At 74.5% G+C, this 17,450-nt stretch carries 10 protein-coding genes; 3 read left to right on the forward strand and 7 right to left on the reverse strand.

Annotation, left to right across the window (positions count from 1 at the left end; translation table 11 throughout):
- Nucleotides 1-12 precede the first annotated feature (12 nt).
- Entirely contained in the window at nucleotides 13-1,539 is a 1,527-nt protein-coding gene (gene eccB, locus ACF1A1_RS22120) for a type VII secretion protein EccB (protein WP_392002053.1), read from the reverse strand.
- A 197-nt stretch (nucleotides 1,540-1,736) separates the two neighbouring features.
- Between eccB and eccE the strand changes: the two genes are divergently transcribed.
- From eccE to ACF1A1_RS22135, 3 genes are all read left to right on the forward strand, one after another.
- Nucleotides 1,737-3,053 carry a type VII secretion protein EccE gene (gene eccE, locus ACF1A1_RS22125; RefSeq protein ID WP_392002054.1) on the forward strand — a complete coding sequence of 439 codons (1,317 nt, stop codon included), beginning with the start codon at nucleotides 1,737-1,739 and terminating at the stop codon, nucleotides 3,051-3,053.
- Nucleotides 3,054-3,058: 5 nt separating this feature from the next.
- Nucleotides 3,059-3,826, forward strand: coding sequence for a hypothetical protein (locus tag ACF1A1_RS22130; protein ID WP_392002056.1), 768 nt, complete (start codon nucleotides 3,059-3,061; stop codon nucleotides 3,824-3,826).
- A 300-nt stretch (nucleotides 3,827-4,126) separates the two neighbouring features.
- Nucleotides 4,127-7,324 (forward strand): SCO5717 family growth-regulating ATPase, encoded by a 3,198-nt coding sequence (locus ACF1A1_RS22135; protein ID WP_392002057.1) that lies wholly within the window; start codon nucleotides 4,127-4,129, stop codon nucleotides 7,322-7,324.
- A 99-nt stretch (nucleotides 7,325-7,423) separates the two neighbouring features.
- Here the strand turns inward: ACF1A1_RS22135 and ACF1A1_RS22140 are convergent, their stop codons facing one another.
- The 6 genes from ACF1A1_RS22140 to infB form a co-directional block, all read right to left on the reverse strand.
- A complete protein-coding gene (locus ACF1A1_RS22140) occupies nucleotides 7,424-8,371 on the reverse strand; it encodes a bifunctional riboflavin kinase/FAD synthetase (RefSeq protein ID WP_392002058.1) in 948 nt (315 codons plus the stop codon).
- 159 nt (nucleotides 8,372-8,530) lie between these two features.
- A complete protein-coding gene (locus ACF1A1_RS22145; RefSeq protein WP_392002059.1) occupies nucleotides 8,531-12,037 on the reverse strand; it encodes a trypsin-like peptidase domain-containing protein in 3,507 nt (1,168 codons plus the stop codon).
- A gap of 247 nt (nucleotides 12,038-12,284) precedes the next feature.
- A complete protein-coding gene (gene truB, locus ACF1A1_RS22150; RefSeq protein WP_392002060.1) occupies nucleotides 12,285-13,190 on the reverse strand; it encodes a tRNA pseudouridine(55) synthase TruB in 906 nt (301 codons plus the stop codon).
- On the reverse strand, nucleotides 13,187-13,636 hold the full coding sequence (rbfA, locus tag ACF1A1_RS22155) for a 30S ribosome-binding factor RbfA (protein WP_392002061.1): 450 nt from the start codon (nucleotides 13,634-13,636) through the stop codon (nucleotides 13,187-13,189). The genes truB and rbfA overlap by 4 nt, the downstream gene beginning before the upstream one ends.
- Before the next feature lie 43 nt (nucleotides 13,637-13,679).
- Nucleotides 13,680-13,973 carry a DUF503 domain-containing protein gene (locus tag ACF1A1_RS22160; protein WP_392002063.1) on the reverse strand — a complete coding sequence of 98 codons (294 nt, stop codon included), beginning with the start codon at nucleotides 13,971-13,973 and terminating at the stop codon, nucleotides 13,680-13,682.
- Between the two features lie 241 nt (nucleotides 13,974-14,214).
- The gene (gene infB, locus ACF1A1_RS22165; RefSeq protein ID WP_392002064.1) at nucleotides 14,215-17,325 is read right to left on the reverse strand and encodes a translation initiation factor IF-2; all 3,111 of its coding nucleotides are present in this window, start codon (nucleotides 17,323-17,325) and stop codon (nucleotides 14,215-14,217) included.
- Nucleotides 17,326-17,450 lie beyond the last annotated feature (125 nt).

A 17,450-nucleotide genomic window follows, 5' to 3' on the forward strand; every position in this document is an offset into this window, starting at 1 on the left:
CCGCCCGCCTCCTCAGGAGCCCTGCGGCTGGCGTGCCGCGGCCGTCGACAGACGCGGGCCCGTGGGCAGGAACTCCGACCAGGCGGCGGGGATCGGCGCCGGGTCGACGTCCTTGTAGCCGAGGCGCGTCTGCGCCTGCTGGGCCTCCTGCTGGAGCCGCTTGCGCTCCTCGGCCGTCGTGCCGATGCCCGCGTCGTCCGTGGCGCTGTCGGCGTTGGACTGCAGGACGTAGCGCAGGCCGGTGTCGGTGACGAGGAACACCGGGCCGACCTTGGTCGCCTCGCCCTGGAACTGGCGGTAGAGCTGGCCGGAGCCCGGCGTGACGTAGGCGCTGGAGGAACCGGCGGGCAGCTTCTTCGGGAAGTCCGTGCCGACCCAGGTGCTCAGGGTCGTGACACCGGAGTCGGCGTTCACTCCGCGCAGGACGTTGCAGATCGTGCTGCGGCTCCCGGAGGCCGCCGACGCCTCGTTGACGGGGGTGGGGTCCCCGGTCGGCCAGCGGTGCTCGGTGCCGAACGCCTTGCCCGGCACGATCGCGCCGGGGCTGACCTCACGGGCCTGGCCTGCCTGCCCGAGCGGGGCCAACTCCTCGCTGAACAGCAGCAGCTGGGCGACGAAGGCGGAGACGGGGGCGACCCGGCCGGGCAGCACCACGTAGTACTGCTCCGCGTTGTTGTCGAACGCCTTGAGCACCATGCCGACCTTGTTGGTCGAGTCATCGAGCTGGCCCGGCGCGCCGGCCGCGTCGCCCGGCTGGCCGGTGATGTCCGGGAAGCTGATCGCGTCGCCCTGGTGCAGGGTCGCCAGCCACTCCGCGGACACCCGCTGGGGCTGCCGGCCCGAGCCGACCACGGCGCGCAGCAGCAGTTCGTCGCTCTCGCCGATCGGGTACGCCCTGCCGTCCGCGTCGACGACGTAGCGCTTGCCGTCCGGGTCCGCCACGTAGAGCAGCTGGCCGCCGCTGAGGCGTCCCTTGCCGTCGGTCACCTTCATGTCGCGGGCGGAGAGGACCAGCGCGGCCTTCTGGACGGAGTCCCCGCCGCCGGCGCTCGGACGTTCGCAGACCACCCAGCGCTTGGAGGTGCCCGCCTCGGACGCCGAGGGCAGGCGGTCGGGCGCGTACGGGATGCCGATGGTGACACCGTGCGGGATCTTGCCGTTGTCGAGGACGGACTCGGCGACGGTGACGACGTCGCCCTGCCCGTCCGCGAGGAGCAGTTTCGCGGAGGCCATGTTGAGGACCGGGTGGAGCTGGACCTGGCCGTCGGTCTTCAGCACCACGTACCGGGTGGTCGACTTGCTGGCGATGATCACCTTGGCGTTGGGTTCGTCCCAGCCCTTCGGCGCGGTCGGCTTGAACATGCCCCACGCCCCGAAGACCGCCATGACGATCACCCCGACGACGATGCCGGGCAATATCGCGCGCAGCGGTCGCGGCGCTCCCTCCTCCGAGCCGTCGGGCGACGACTGCAGGAAGGCCGCGAGCATGCGGCGCTTCGCGAAGGTGTAGGCATTGAGCTGATCGCGCCGGGATGCCATCTGTCTCTGTCTCTCCCCGTTTTCCGTCCTGGCCGCACTCGCGGAGCCGCGGTCCCCCGCGCCCGATGTCAGAGCGGCCCCCTACTATGCCTGGTATCCGCCGGGACTTGGGGAGCGGGTAGGGTTCCTGGGCCGTCAAGTGCCCTGTGCGGTGCTGAAATGCGGGCGAGTCGTGAGCAGAACGGGGGGATGGAGTGATGGCTTCGGGAACGCGCGAACGCTCCGGTGGCCGATCGCGGACGCGGGGCTCCTCGGCGCCCCGGCCACCGGCGCCGCAGCGTTCGTCGGCGTCGGGAGCGCTCCAGCTCAAGGCGCGTTCGGGGCAGGCCGGGGCATTCCGGCTGCAACGCCTCGTGCTGTGGGAGATCGCGGCCGCCGTCCTGCTCGTCGGCTGGGCGATCGGGCCGGTGGGCCTGGCGGTGGCGGGCGTCGTCGCCGTCGTGCTGGTGGTGCTCTCCGTCGCCCGCCCTCGCGGCCGCTCCCTGCCGGACTGGCTCGCCACGGCGCGGGGACTGAAGGCCCGTCGGCGGCTGGCCGAGAAGCTGGAGATACCGCCCGGGACCGAACCGGGCTTCGGACCGGCCCTGGAGTGCGACCCGAGCCTGCGGACGTACACGTACGGCGGCCGCGACCGGCGGCCCGTGGGGATCGTCGGGGACGGCACGTTCGTCACCGCCGTCCTCCTGGTGGAGGCGGACTCGACCGCGCTGCGGGCCCCACGCGACCGGCAGCCGCTGCCGCTCGCCCTGGTGCACGACGCGCTCGACGTGGACGGAATCCGCCTGGAGTCCGCTCAGATCGTGCTGCACACCCAGCCCGCGCCGGCGCTGCATCTGCCCCCGCAGTCCGTGGCGGTGTCCAACTACGCGCCCCTGCAGGAGCAGACCGGCGCCCCGGCCGTCCGCATCACGTGGATCGCGCTGAAGCTGGACCCGGAGCTGTGCCCGGAGGCCGTGGCCGCGCGCGGAGGCGGTCTCGTCGGAGCGCAGAAGTGTGTGGTGCGGGCCGCCGACCACCTCGCGAGCCGGCTCACCGGGGCCGGGTTCCGCGCCACCGTCCTCGACGAGGAGCAGTTGACGGCCGCCATCGCCACGTCGGTCTGCGCCAACCCGCTGGTGACGGCGGAGGCCGGACGGACCGGTGCGGTGGAGCGGCGGACCGAGGAGTCCAGCCGGAGCTGGCGCTGCGACAACCGCCGGCACACGACGTACTGGCTGCGCCGGTGGCCGTCCCTGGGCGGCGGCAGCGGTCCGTCGCTCCCGCAGTTCATCGCCCTGGTCACCGCGGTGCCCGCGCTCGCCACGACGTTCAGTGTCACCCTCGCGCGCGGTGACCGTCAGGAGGTGTCCCTGAGCGGACACATCCGGGTGACGGGACGCAGTGACGACGAACTCGTGGCGGCCCGGCGCGCGGTGCAGGGTGCGGCCCGGCACACCGGCGCGGGGCTCGCCCGCCTCGACCGGGAACAGGTGCCCGGCATCCTGGCCACTCTGCCCCTCGGAGGTGTTCGGTGACGGCGATGACGACACGGGCGGCCACCGCTCCGGGCGAGCCGGAGCCCTCCTCGGGCCGGCGGGCGGACCGGTCGCTGCGCAGCGGCTTCGGTCTCCTCGGTCCGCGGCACGGCCGCCACTCGGTGACGGTGGACCAACTGGCCGCGCTCGCGCTGCCCATCGGGGACGACGGTGTCGTCATCGGTGTCGACACCGAGGGACGGCCCGCCGTGCTGGGTCTCAACCGGCCCACGCCGTACGACGTCGTCCTCATCGGCGGTCTGTGGACCGCGCAGGTCCTCGCGCTGCGAGCGGCGGCGACCGGGGCGCGGGTGGCCGTGGAGACGGGACGGCCGCAGGCCTGGGTGCAGATGGTGCACGCCATGGGCGGCGGGCAGAACGGCCTGGCGGTGTACGAGGTCGGCCGGGTGCCCCCGCAGGGCGCCTCGGCGGGTACACCCGTTCTGGTGGTGCGGGACTGCGGTATGCGCCCGCCGCGCGGACGCGTCGCGTCCGGGCCCTGGCAGGCCGTGCTGACGCTGCTGCCGTATCTCAGCCCGGTCGCTCCGCGACTGCTCCGGCAGGCCCGGCTGGTCGGTGTGCAGCGGATCTCGCCGGACGAGGCCACGGCGTTGGGCCGTGCGCTGACGCTGCCCCGGGGTGACGTGGAGGCCCTGCCCACGCTCGCCGACGGCTTCACGCTGTGGTGCGCCGACCGTGACCGGCAGTACGTGATGACTCAGCCGACGGATGCGGAGATCGGCCTGCTGGGCACGCCCCGGCGAATGGACTGACCGGGGCCGAGGGCACTACTCCCTTCCCCTGTGCGGCACTTCTGCGCCTATGGCCGGTTTGTCGAGTGGCGTGCCCGGTGTGATGAACTGTGCCGAGGGGTGGCCGGGCCTGCCGGGGCGGGGCATCCGATGATTAGGCTGGGACGGGGCGCGATGCCGGAAGCCACGGGGTGGGTGTCGACGTCTCCGGGGAGGGCCGGCACATCGGACGACCTGCGGACGGCCTCAAAGCCACTTCGTACGACGACAAATGGTCGCCCGGGCACGGCATGAGGGTGCTCGACCACACCAGGAGGAATTGTGAGCAGCGATCGGGACGGGATGCGCGGGGGCTGGGCGACACCCGGCGATGACCAGCCCGACGCGGAGTCCGCCATCGAGACGACGGGCGAGTTCACCATCGACTACGCGCCGCCCGCTTGGTACACGCAGAACGCGGGCGGCAGTTCGGCGGAGGGTACGGGCGGTGCCTCGGGCGCGGCCTCTCCTTCGGGGGCGGCGCCGACGTCGGCCGCGGGTACGCCTCCGGGCGGTATCCCCACGCCCGCGCCCACGGACGGTCCGGTGCCGGGGCTCGCTCCGCCCGACCAGGAGAACGCGACGCCCGGCGCGCCGTTCACCCCGCCCGTTCCTCCCGCGCCTCCGGTCGCGGAGGCGCCTTTCGCGCCTTCGGCGGCCGGGCCCGGGGCTGCCCCCGTCGCTCCGCCCTCGGCCCAGGGTCCGGGTTCGCCGTTCACGCCTGCCGCGCCGCCCACCGGGGAGCCGGTCGCCGTGCCCGGGCTTCCGGCGGACAGCGGGTTCGAGCCGGAGCAGCCGCCGGCGCCGGTTCCCGTGCCGCCCCCGGCCGCCGAGGAGAGCGGTGCCGGGGACGGCGACCTGGAGAGCGGTGCCACGATGCGCTTCTCGTCCGTCGCCCTCAAGCGGCAGATCGCGGAGCACGCGGCCGCCGCGGAGGCCGGGGCCGAGCAGTCCGCGGCGGCGGGGACCGACGCCGCGGTGACCGCGGAGGGTGACGGGGCTGCCGACAGCTCCGTGGAGTCCTCGGAGTCCTCGGAGTCCTCGACGGACGGTGCGCAGGCCGGCACCGAGGCGGGAATCGACGGTACGGCCGCCGACGGGGAGACCGAGGCCGAGGAGGCCGTCTCCGCGGCCGCCGTCTCCGACGATGCCGCAGCTCAGGACGCCGATGCCGCGACCGGCGCGCAGCCCGAGGGCGCCGACGCCGCAGAGGGCGCGGAGTCCCAGGACGACGCGTCCGCCGACGTGTCGCCGGACGACGCCCCCATGAACGCACCGGCGGCCCCCGCGGAGGCGCCCGCTCCCCCGGAGGCACCGGCTCCCGCGGCCGCCGCGCCCCAGGACACCGCCCCTGCCGCGCCGCCCGCCTGGACTCCGCCGCCGGCCGCGCAGGGCGCACTGCCGCCGCTGCCGCCGTCGTACCAGCCCGCGGCGCCCACGCCGGCGCCCCAGTGGCCGGCCCAGCCGCAGCAACAGCCGCAGCAGCCCGCCCACCCGCAGCCGTCACCGCCCGCCGCGGCCGGCCCCCAGTCGGGCTACGGCTTCCCCCAGCCGCCCGCGCCGGCACCGAGCCCGGCGGCACCACAGCCCCCCGCCCCCCAGCAGGGCTACGGTTTCCCGCAACCTCCGGCGCCCAACGCCCAAGGCGGCTACGGCTTCCCGCAACCGCCCGCACCCAACGCCCAGGGCGGCTACGGCTTCCCCCAGCCGCCCGCACCCAACACCGCCGGTGGCTACGGCTTCCCGCAGCCCGACGGCGCCCCGGCACCGACCCCGCCGGCCACCCCCGGTGGCTACGGCTTCCCCCAGTCGGGCACGGCCCCGACGGCACCCCCCGCCGCCCCCGCCGCACAGCAGGCACCGCAGCCCCCGGCCGGTCCGCACGTGCCCGGTGGCTACGGCTTCCCCCAGCCCCCGGCCCCCCAGGCGCCGCAGGCCCCGCAGGCGGACGGGCAGCCCTCGCCGGCCGCTCCCCAGGGTTTCCCCCAGGGCTTCCCCGGACAGCCCCCGCAGGCTGCGCCCCCACAGGCCCCGCACGCGCCCCAGCCCCCGGCCCACGACGGACCGCAGGCCGCGCAGAGCCCCCACCAGGCCGCCGACCCGCGAGTCGGTGCCGCCTGGCCGCAGCCGATCCAGCACGACCAGCGGCAGCCGGTCAACCCGGGGGCCGCCCCGCTGGGTTACACCGCGGCCGTGGAGCTGTCCTCGGACCGGCTGCTCAACAACAAGAAGCAGAAGGCGAAGAGCAGCCGCCCAACGGCCGGTGGCGGCCGGTTCAAGCTGGGCGGGAAGAAGGAGGAGGCCGAGCGGCAGCGGAAGCTGGAGCTGATCCGCACGCCTGTGCTGTCCTGCTACCGCATCGCCGTCATCAGCCTCAAGGGCGGCGTCGGCAAGACGACCACCACCACCGCGCTCGGCTCCACGCTCGCCACCGAGCGGCAGGACAAGATCCTCGCGATCGACGCCAACCCGGACGCCGGTACGCTCGGCCGCCGTGTGCGGCGCGAGACCGGGGCCACCATCCGTGACCTGGTCCAGGCGATCCCGTACCTGAACTCGTACATGGACATCCGGCGGTTCACCTCCCAGGCCTCCTCCGGCCTGGAGATCATCGCCAACGACGTCGACCCGGCCGTCTCGACGACCTTCAACGACGAGGACTACCGGCGCGCGATCGACGTGCTCGGCAAGCAGTACCCGGTGATCCTGACCGACTCGGGCACGGGTCTGCTCTACAGCGCCATGCGCGGGGTGCTCGACCTCGCCGACCAGCTCATCATCATCTCGACACCGTCGGTCGACGGCGCGTCCAGCGCCAGCACGACGCTGGACTGGCTGTCCGCGCACGGGTACGCCGAGCTGGTCTCCCGGTCCATCACGGTCATCTCGGGTGTCCGCGAGACCGGCAAGATGATCAAGGTCGAGGACATCGTGGCGCACTTCGAGACCCGGTGCCGGGGTGTGATCGTCGTGCCCTTCGACGAGCATCTCGCCGCCGGTGCCGAGGTCGACCTCGACATGATGCGGCCGAAGGTGCGGGAGGCGTACTTCAACCTCGCGGCGATGGTCGCGGAGGACTTCGTCCGCCACCAGCAGATGCACGGCCTGTGGACCAGCGACGGCAACCCGCCGCCGGTCGCCGCCCCGCCCCTGCCGGGCCACCCGGTTCCCGGCCCGCCCTACCCGCCGCAGGCCGGGCAGCCGTACCCGCCCCAGCAAGGACAGCCGTACCCGCAGCCGGGTCAGCCGTACCCCCCGCAGGGGCAACCGCACCCCCAGGGGCAGCCGCACCCGCAGATGCCCCCGCCGGGGCAGCCGGGCCAGCCGCCCTACCCGCAGCAGCAGCCGCACCCCCAGCAACAGCCGCATCCGCAGCACCCCCAGCACCCGCACCCCGGTTACCCGCCCGCCGGCTATCCGCAGCCCCCGCAGGGCCCCGAGGGCCAGACCCCTCCCCCGCCTCCGCCCCCGCAGCAGTAGCCGCTGAGCGGCGGGAACCGCGGGAACCGCACGAAACAGGAAGGGCGGCCGGTGTCCGAGGACACCGGCCGCCCTTTCGTCGTCCCGGGACGCGAGCGGCTACTCCGCCGCCGCCACCAGCTCCCGGCAGCGCTTGACGTCCTGCGCCATCTGCTCCAGCAGGCCATCCAGCGACTCGAACCTCGCCTGGCCGCGGACGAAGGCCAGGAAGTCGACGGCGACATGGAGGCCGTACAGGTCGAGGCCGACGCGGTCGATGGCGTACGCCTCCACCGTGCGCTCGGTGCCGTCGAACTGCGGGTTCGTGCCGACGGAGATGGCGGCCGGCATCGCCTCGCCGGCCGCGTGCAGCCAGCCGGCGTAGACCCCGTCGGCGGGGATCGCGGTGTGCGGGAGCGTCTCCACGTTGGCCGTGGGGAAGCCGAGTTCACGGCCGCGCTGGGCGCCGCGCACGACCACGCCCTCGACGCGGTGCGGACGGCCGAGGATCTCGGCGGCACCCTCGACGTCGCCCTCGGCGACCAGACGCCGGGTCAGGGTCGAGGAGAACGGCTCACCACCGCCCGCCTCGCCGGTCAGGTACAGGTCGACGGCCTCGACCGCGAAGTCGTAGATCTTGCCCTGCTCGGTCAGGAACTCCACGTTCCCGGCGGCCTTGTGCCCGAAGCGGAAGTTGGGGCCCTCGACGACCGCCTTGGCGTGCAGCTTGTCGACCAGGACCTTGACGACGAAGTCGGCCGGGGACAGCTTCGAGAACTCCGTCGTGAAGGGGAGGATCAGCACCGCGTCCACACCCAGTTCGGCCATCAGTTCGGCCCGGCGGTGGTGCGGGGCGAGCAGCGGCGGGTGGCTGCCGGGGCGGACGACCTCGCTCGGGTGCGGGTCGAAGGTGACGACGACGGCGGGCACGCCCAGCTCCCGGGCCCGGTCCACGGCGTGCCGGATGATCAGCTGGTGGCCGCGGTGCACCCCGTCGTACGAGCCGATGGTGACGACGCTGCGCCCCCAGTCCTGGGGGATGTCCTCCAAGCCACGCCAGCGCTGCACTGTGACCGCTCCTCGAACCCGTGTCCGTGTGTTTCGTGTTCCGTTGACCGCTTACGCAGCTCTAAGGGTGCCATGCCGGGCGTCCCCGGCCCGCATCGGCCTGGGGGCTGTGACCCGGCCCACGCGTCGGCGCTCCCCGGCGCGCGAGGTGCGCACGGATCACGCGGGCACCCGGACGCCCGCCAGGTCCTCGATCTCGCGGCGCGCGCCGGGGCCCACCACCGCCTCCCACTCCCCCGGCGCCTCGGTGAACCAGCCCGCCACCCGCGCGGCGAAGCCGGCCACATGGCGGCTCACGTCGAGCAGGCCGCGGTCGAAACGGGCCGCGCCGTCCGGGGTGTGGGCGAGGAGGAGGCCGGTGCGGTGGACGAGGGCACGCGCGTCGTCCCCGCTCCACCGGACGGCCGCGCGCAGGACGGCGTCGAGCGCGGCGGCATCGTCCTCGCGTGTCAGGAGGAACTCCAGCAGTTCTTGGCGGAGGGGACGGGAGTCCGCGGTGCCGGGGGCGGCCAGGACGGTGGCGAGGGCGGTGGCCAGGGCGGCCCGCACCTGCTCGGGACCGCCCGCCAGCAGCCCCGTGACCAGCGGGAACAGTACGGCGCGGGCGTCCGGCCCCCGGTCGAGGCGCCGGTCGACGTACGCGGCCAGGTCACCGGCGGTCTCCGGCCGCCGCTCCAGCGCCTCCCGGACGAGGGCCACGACCCGGCGGGCCAGGGCGGGCGTGGTGACGTCGGCGAGCGCCCGCAGGACACGGTCTGCGTCCGGTCCGCGCAGCCGGGCCCGTACGGCGTCCAGGACCGGCTCCGGGTGGGTGGCCAGGGCCGTGAGCAGCGCGCTCGGCGGCAGCTGCGGATCGCCCGCCGCGAACCGCTCCAGCGCCTGCGGGAGGTGCCGGGAGCGGGTCCGCGGGTCCCGTACGAGGAGGGCGAGCGCGCCGCCGTGCAGGGTGCGGTCGGCGGGGCGGGCGAGCAGAGCGAGGGCCGCGTACCGCAACAGCTCACGGTCGGCGGCCGTACGGACGTGGGCGGCGGCGCGCACTCCGTACGCCACCGCCGCGACCCGCCGGGCCGGCCGCTCGTCGTGCGCCCAGCGGTCCACGGCGCGGCACAGCGCGGACGGTTCCTCCTCCGCCAGGACGGCGAGCAGTTCGCCGGCGCGCGGGTGCGCGCAGCCCACGAGGGCCTCCGTGAGGTCGTCCGGGGCCCGGTGCCGATGCGTGTGCAGCAGCGCCTGGGCGGCCGTCGCCACGGTGGCGTGCGGGGTCGCGGGCAACGGCCGCTCGTCGTCGAACCAGCCGGTGAGCAGCGGCTGCACGGCGGTCGGGTCGGCGGCGAGCAGGCCGGCCACGGCGTCGAGGTAGCGGGGTTCGTCCGCGGCGCCCGGGGCCGCGTCGGCGAGGACCAGACGCCGCAGCAGGTCCAGGCGGGTCCGCGCCGGCAGGGGCAGGGCGGTCCAGAAGTCGGGGGCGAACGCGGCGCTCCGGCCGGGCCGGTGGCCCCGCGCCACGATCCGGTCGGCGAGCAGCCCAAGGACACCGATGTACGGCGTGGCGTCCGGGACGCGCAGCAGGGTCTCGGTGAGCAGCCGGGCGGCCCACCACGACTGCGGGTCGGCCTCCAGGGCGTCCGCCAACTCCCGCAGACGGTCGGCGAGTCGGGGGGTGCCCTGCTGGCGGGCGACGAACAGCAGGGCCTGGACGACGGGGCCGATGCGGTGGTGCGGGACGGCCGGCGGGTGGGCGCCGTCCTGGGAGCCGCCGGGGTGGACCAGGACGCGCAGGGCCTCGTCGAGGTCGAGGTGGACGCCCTGGAGCCAGTCGGCGAGTTCCTCGTGGGCGAAGCGGTAGCCGCTGCCCGCCGGCACGAGGAGCCCCTCGGTGAGGACGGCCGACGCCCAGCCGGTGCCGCCGCCGAGGCGGGCCGGGGCCCGCCCGCACGGGAACACCGCCTCGAACGACGCCCGGTCCAGCTCCCCCTGACCCGCTGCGAGGCCGCGCCGGGCGGCCTCGTGGACCTGACCGCACACCTTCGCCGCGAGCCGTCGTACGGCCGTGCCGCGCAGGCCGTTCTCCGCGGCGAGCCGGACCGCGACGCGCAGGCACATCAGGTCCAGGTGGGCGGCGAGGACGTCGTGGCGGTCGACGGGTGTGCCGGGGGCGTCGGGGAGGGCGGCGCGGATCTCCGCGGCGAGGCGGAGGGTGAGGGGGTGGCGGGCGTCCGAACCGTCGAGCACGGTGTCCGGGATGCCGTACCGGGCGCGTGCCTCCCGGGCCTCGGCCGGGGTGAGGTCGCCGAGGGGGACGCAGGGCGGCAGCGCCCGGGCGGTGCGGCCGTGGAGCATCTCCGCCGGGAACCGCGCACCCGCCTGCTCCCAGTACTCGGCCCGGCACGCCACCACCAGCCGCGCCCCCGTCTCCCGCAGCCACCTCGCCGTCCCCTCGGTCCACTGGGGGAGGCGGTCGCCCAGCCGCTGGGGCATCTCCTCGGGACCGTCGAGGAGGATCAGCAGCGGACGGCCGACGTCGTGGGCGAGGCGGGCGAGCCGCTCCGGGGGCAGGTCACCGAAGGCCGGCACGGGGCGCGACGCGGCCACGGTCCGGGCCGCGCGCGTCAGCGCCCTGCGGGCCGCGTCGGCGATCGAGGCGTCCTCCTCCCTCAGGTCGGCGCCCCGCACCCACAGCGTGGGCGCCAGTTCGTCACCCCGGCCGCGGCGGGCGGCAAGCGCCGCGAGTTCCGTCGTACGGCCGCTGCCCGGGGCGCCGACGAGGCCGAGGACGGCCGCCGGGCCGGTGGTGAACGCGGCGAACTCCGCTGCCGGTACGGCGCGTTCGACCGGTGTCCAGGAGGGGTCGCCGACCGGGGCGGCCGCGCCCACCGAGGTGGCGGTGAGTTCCAGGACGCCCGCCGGGTTGAGGTCGGCGCCGTAGGCGGGGACCGTCGCCGCGTTGCGGGCGAGGAGTTCGGCGAGGGGGCCGTCGGGCGGGGCGGGACGCAGTGGGACGGCGAAGCCGGCGTCGTGGTGGCCGGAGTGCAGGGCGGTGCCCAGGACGGCGACGACGGCGCCGGTCGCGGCGTCGAGCACCGGTCCGCCGGCCGCGCCCCCGCCGGGCCGCAGCGCGTCCCGGCCGGCCGTGCCGATGGCCAGCGCCAGGGCGCCGTCGAGGAGGTGACGGTCGTCCGCGGCCACGTACGTCACGGGCGTCTCGGCCAGGATCCGCGCCTCGCGCCAGCAGCCGGCGGCCAGCCGGACGTAGGTGCCCGTCTCGACGCGGTCCCGGACGGTGACCGGCAGCGGGTCGGCGGCGAGGTCCTCGGTGCGGATCAGGGCCAGGTCCAGCTCCGGCAGCGGGGTGACCGCGTCGGCGGTCACGACGCAGCCGCGGCCGTCGGCGGCGTGCAGGACGAGGCGCGGGAGTCCGTCGACGGCCTCGTGGCTGGTGACGACCGTGCCGTGGTGGTCGGCGACGAAGCCGGTGCCGCGCGGGCGGCCGGCGAGGTCGCGGATCCGGAGCAGGGAGCTGTCGAGGTCGTCGGGGAAGGAGCGAGCGGCGGGGGCGGTTGCCGGCCGGGCGTCGTCCTGGGCCGACCCGGTGTCCCGGTGCTCGGCGGACCTGGTGTCGTGCCGCGGTGTGCTGCCGCCGCCGGTTCGCGGGCCCGGTCCCGCCATCGTCGTACCTCCACGCCTTACGTGTGTGTCCTCGTGGGACGGTAGGCACGGGTTGATCGGCGGGACAGATCGCGGAATGAACGCGCCCCCTCACACTCCCCGGGTTCACTCCGAGCGCCTGCCCGGACGGGTGAATGAACGGGGGTCGTTGGATACACCCTAGGGGTGGGGGAACCGAGGGGGGACCGTGGAGCGGCGGGGCGGGCAGGATCCCGTGCTCGCCGCTCCACGGGCGAACCGGTGGGACTCAGCCGAGGACGGCCAGGCTCTTCGCCTTGCCCTTCTGCTCCTCGACCAGCGCCAGGAACCGGCCCTCGGGGTCGAAGACGGCCACCGGGCCGGCGTCGGCGTACTCGTCGGGCATCTCCAGCCGCACGCCGTTGGTGAGCAGCCGGGCCCGCCTGGCGTCCACGTCCCAGCGGGGGAAGGCGGCCGCGGCGGCGTCGGCGATCGGCATCACCGTCAGCTCCTCCTGGAGCTGTTCGAGGGTGCGCGCGGAGTCCAGCTTGTAGGGGCCGACGCGGGTGCGGCGCAGGGCGGTGAGGTGGCCGCCGACGCCGAGGTCGGCGCCCAGGTCGCGGGCGAGGGCCCGGATGTAGGTGCCGGAGGAGCAGACCACCGAGACGATCAGGTCCAGGACGGGCGTGCCGTCCCCGGCGACGGCGTCCCGGACGTCGTACACCGTGAAGGAGGAGATGGTGACCGGGCGGGCGGGGATCTCGAAGTCCTCGCCGTCGCGGGCCCGCTTGTACGAGCGCACACCGTCGATCTTGATGGCGCTGACCTTGGAGGGGACCTGCATGATGTCGCCGGTCAGCTTGGCGATGCCGGCGTCGATGGCGTCCCGGGTGACCTGGGAGGCGTCGGTGGAGGAGGTGATCTCCCCCTCGGCGTCGTCGGTCAGGGTGTTCTGGCCGAGCCGGACGGTCCCCAGGTACTCCTTCTCGGTGAGGGCGAGGTGCCCGAGGAGCTTGGTCGCCTTCTCCACGCCGAGGACGAGGACGCCCGTCGCCATCGGGTCGAGCGTGCCGGCGTGGCCGACGCGGCGGGTCCTGGCGATCCCCCGCATCTTGGCCACGACGTCGTGCGAAGTGAAGCCCGACGGCTTGTCGACGATGACGAGGCCGTCGGGCGCGGTGTGCTTACGGTTCATTCCGCGGTGTCGTCCGTCTCGTCGTCACCGGGCTTGCGGTACGGGTCGGCGCCGGCGGCGTACGCGGCGCCCGCGGACGCCTCGCGCACCTTCTCGTCGGACTGGCGCGCCTTGTCGAGGAGGTCCTCGATGGTGCGGGCGTTGTCCGGGAGGGCGTCGGCGACGAAGGACAGCGTCGGCGTGAACTTCACGCCGGCCGCGCGGCCGACCTCGGAGCGCAGGATGCCCTTGGCGCTCTCCAGACCGGCGGCCGCGGCCGCCCGCTCCTCGTCGTCCCCGTACACGGTGTAGAAGACGGTCGCCTCCCTGAGGTCACCCGTGACACGGGTGTCCGTGATGGTGACGTGGGAGCCGAGCCGCGGGTCCTTGATCCCGCGCTGCAGCTTCTGGGCCACCACCTCTCGGATGAGGTCCGCAAGCCTCTTGGCGCGCGCGTTGTCGGCCACTGGTCCGTCTCCCGTTCTTTCTTCTCTTGCGTTCTGTGGTCAGTCAGTCGTCTTCGCCGTGGAAACGGCGTCTGACCGACAGCAGCTCCACTTCGGGGCGGCCGGCGACCAGCCGTTCGCACCGGTCCAGTACATCGGTCAGGTGCTCCGCGTCACCCGAGACCATGGCCAGGCCTATCGTGGCCCGGCGGTGGAGGTCCTGGTGGTCCACCTCGGCCGCGCTCACCGCGAACTTGCGCTGGAGCTCGGCGACGATGGGGCGGACGACGGAGCGCTTCTCCTTCAGCGACCGTACGTCGCCGAGGAGCAGGTCGAAGGACAGAGTCCCCAGGTACATGTGTGTAGCCGGTTCACCCGCCGGTACGGGATCGATGGCCCTGTCAGCCGTGTGGGACAGGGCATCACGAACGCTACAACGATACCGGCACCGTCTCGACGGGGTTTTCACCCGCCCACCCGGCTCGGCCGGGCACGGGGTGAACCCCGCCCCGGGGCGCCTCACCGGCTGCCGGGCACCCCCGGGAACGGCGGCGCGCCGGCCGACGGGACAGGTCCCGTCGGCCGGCGCGAACCGTGGGTCACACCCGCGGCTTCTCCCGCATCTCGTACGTCGCGATGACGTCGTCGACCTTGATGTCGTTGAAGTTGCCGAGGTTGATACCGCCCTCGAACCCTTCGCGGATCTCGGTGACGTCGTCCTTGAAGCGACGCAGGCCCTCGATGTTGAGGTTCTCCGCGACCACCTTGCCGTCGCGGATGAGGCGTGCCTTGGTGTTGCGCTTGACCTCGCCCGAGCGGATGAGGACACCGGCGATGTTGCCGAGCTTGGACGACTTGAAGACCTCGCGGATCTCCGCCGTACCGAGCTCGAACTCCTCGTACTCCGGCTTCAGCATGCCCTTCAGGGCCGCCTCGATCTCCTCGATCGCCTGGTAGATGACCGAGTAGTAGCGGACGTCCACGCCCTCGCGCTCCGCCATCTGCTGCGCACGGCCCGCGGCACGCACGTTGAAGCCGATGACGATCGCGTCCGAGCCCATCGCCAGGTCGATGTCGGACTCCGTGACCGCACCGACGCCGCGGTGCAGGACGCGGATGTCGACCTCTTCGCCGACGTCCAGCTGGAGCAGGGACGACTCCAGGGCCTCGACGGAACCAGAGGCGTCACCCTTGATGATCAGGTTCAGCTGCTGGACCTCGCCGGCCTTGAGAGCCGCGTCCAGGTTCTCCAGGGAGAACCTGCGCGTGCGCTTCGCGAAGGCCGCGTTGCGCTCGCGGGCCGCACGCTTCTCGGCGATCTGGCGGGCCGTGCGGTCCTCGTCGACGACGAGGAAGTTGTCGCCCGCACCCGGGACGTTGGTCAGGCCCAGGACCTGGACCGGCGTCGACGGGCCCGCCTCGGCGACGTTGTTGCCGTTGTCGTCGAGCATGGCGCGGACTCGGCCGTAGGCGTCGCCCACCACCATCGTGTCGCCGACCCGCAGCGTGCCTCGCTGGACGAGGACCGTCGCCACGGCACCACGGCCGCGGTCGAGACGGGACTCGATCGAGATGCCCTGCGCGTCCTGGTTGGGGTTGGCCCGCAGGTCGAGCGAGGCGTCGGCCGTGAGGATCACGGCCTCCAGCAGCGAGTCGATGTGCAGACCCTGCTTGGCGGAGATGTCGACGAACATCGTGTCGCCGCCGTACTCCTCGGCCACCAGGCCGTACTCGGTCAGCTGACCGCGCACCTTGGTCGGGTCGGCACCCTCGACGTCGATCTTGTTGACCGCGACGACGATCGGGACGTCGGCCGCCTTGGCGTGGTTGAGCGCCTCGACCGTCTGCGGCATGACGCCGTCGTTGGCCGCGACGACCAGGATCGCGATGTCGGTCGACTTCGCACCACGGGCACGCATGGCGGTGAACGCCTCGTGACCCGGGGTGTCGATGAAGGTGATCTTGCGCTCTTCGTCGTTGACCTCGGTCGCGACCTGGTAGGCACCGATGTGCTGGGTGATGCCACCGGCCTCGCCCGCGATGACGTTCGTCTTGCGGATGGCGTCGAGCAGGCGGGTCTTGCCGTGGTCGACGTGACCCATGACGGTGACGACCGGCGGACGGACCACCAGGTCCTCCTCGTCGCCCTCGTCCTCGCCGAACTCGATGTCGAAGGACTCGAGCAGCTCGCGGTCCTCCTCCTCCGGGCTGACGATCTGAACCGTGTAGTTCATCTCGCCGGCGAGGAGTTCCAGCGTCTCGTCGGAGACGGACTGGGTCGCGGTGACCATCTCGCCGAGGTTCATCATGACCGCGACGAGGGACGCCGGGTTGGCGTTGATCTTCTCCGCGAAGTCGGTGAGCGACGCACCGCGCGACAGGCGAATGGTCTCGCCGTTGCCGCGAGGCAGCATCACGCCGCCGACCGACGGGGCCTGCATGGCCTCGTACTCCTGGCGCCTCTGCCGCTTCGACTTGCGGCCACGACGCGCGGGACCACCGGGACGACCGAAGGCGCCCTGCGTGCCACCACGGCCACCGGGACCGCCGGGACGACCACCGAAGCCGGGACGACCGCCGCCGCCACCGCCCGGACCGCCGGGACGGCCGGCGAAGCCGCCGCCACCGCCACCGGGACCGCCGGGACGACCGGCGAAGCCGCCGCCACCGCCACCGGGACGGCCGGCGAAGCCGCCGCCACCGCCCGGACGACCGCCGCCGCCACCGGGACGACCGCCGCCGCCGGGACCGCGGCCGCCGGGGCCACCGCCACCGGGACGCGGGCCGGCTGCCGGACGCTGCGGCATCATGCCCGGGTTCGGACGCGGACCGCCGGGGCCGCCACCGGGACGCGGAGCGCCGCCCTGCGGGCGGGGCATGCCGGCCGGCGACGGGCGCGGACCGCCCGGAGCCTGCGGACGGGGACCGCCACCCTGGCCACCGGGGGCCTGGGGACGGGGACCGGCGCCGGGAGCGCCGCCGGGACGCGGACCGCCGGGGCCGCCCTGCGGACGGGGGGCCTGCGGACGGGCCATACCGGCGTTGCCACCGGAGGTGAAGGGGTTGTTGCCCGGACGCGGGCCGGCCGGACGGGCACCGGGACGCGCGGCGCCGGAGCCACCGGAACGCGGACCCTGCGCGGCGGCCGGACGCTGGCCCTGGCCACCCTGGCCCTGGCCCTGACCGGGACGGCCACCGGGCCTGGGGGCGCCGGGGCGCGGACCCTGGCCTGCGGGCTTCGCGGCGGCCGGGGCCGACGGCGGAGCGGTGAACTCCGGAGCGGCCGGGGCCGGACGCGGCGCGGGCCTGGGGCCCGGACGCGGGCCGGGAGCCGACGGCGCGGGAGTCGACGGCGCGGGGGCCGACGGTGCCGACGAGGCAGCCGGGGCCGCGGGGGCCGCGGGGGCCGCGGGCTGCTGAGCCGTCGGGGGCTTGGGGGCGGCCGGCCGCGGAGCGGCCGGACCCGGACGAGCCGCCTGCGCCGGGGACGGCGCGGCGGGCCTGGGGGCAGACTTACGCGGGGCAGCGGGCCTGGCGGACTTGCCGCTGCCACCGCCCTGGAAGGCGTCAGTCAGTTTGCGTACAACGGGCGCTTCGATGGTGGAAGACGCCGATCGGACGAATTCACCGAGTTCCTGGAGCTTGGCCATGACGACCTTGCTCTCCACACCGAACTCCTTGGCGAGTTCGTATACCCGGACCTTAGCCACTTCGCTCCTTTTAGGTCCGGGTTGCGGCCGGACCGTCGCTACTTCATGGGCGTACTCATCGCGTGCTCATCGAGTGCTCATCGCAATCTCGACCTACTTCCAACTCGCGGGGTACCTGGGCCGCG

Source organism: Streptomyces sp. NPDC014995, from assembly GCF_043080745.1.
Classification (GTDB): domain Bacteria; phylum Actinomycetota; class Actinomycetes; order Streptomycetales; family Streptomycetaceae; genus Streptomyces.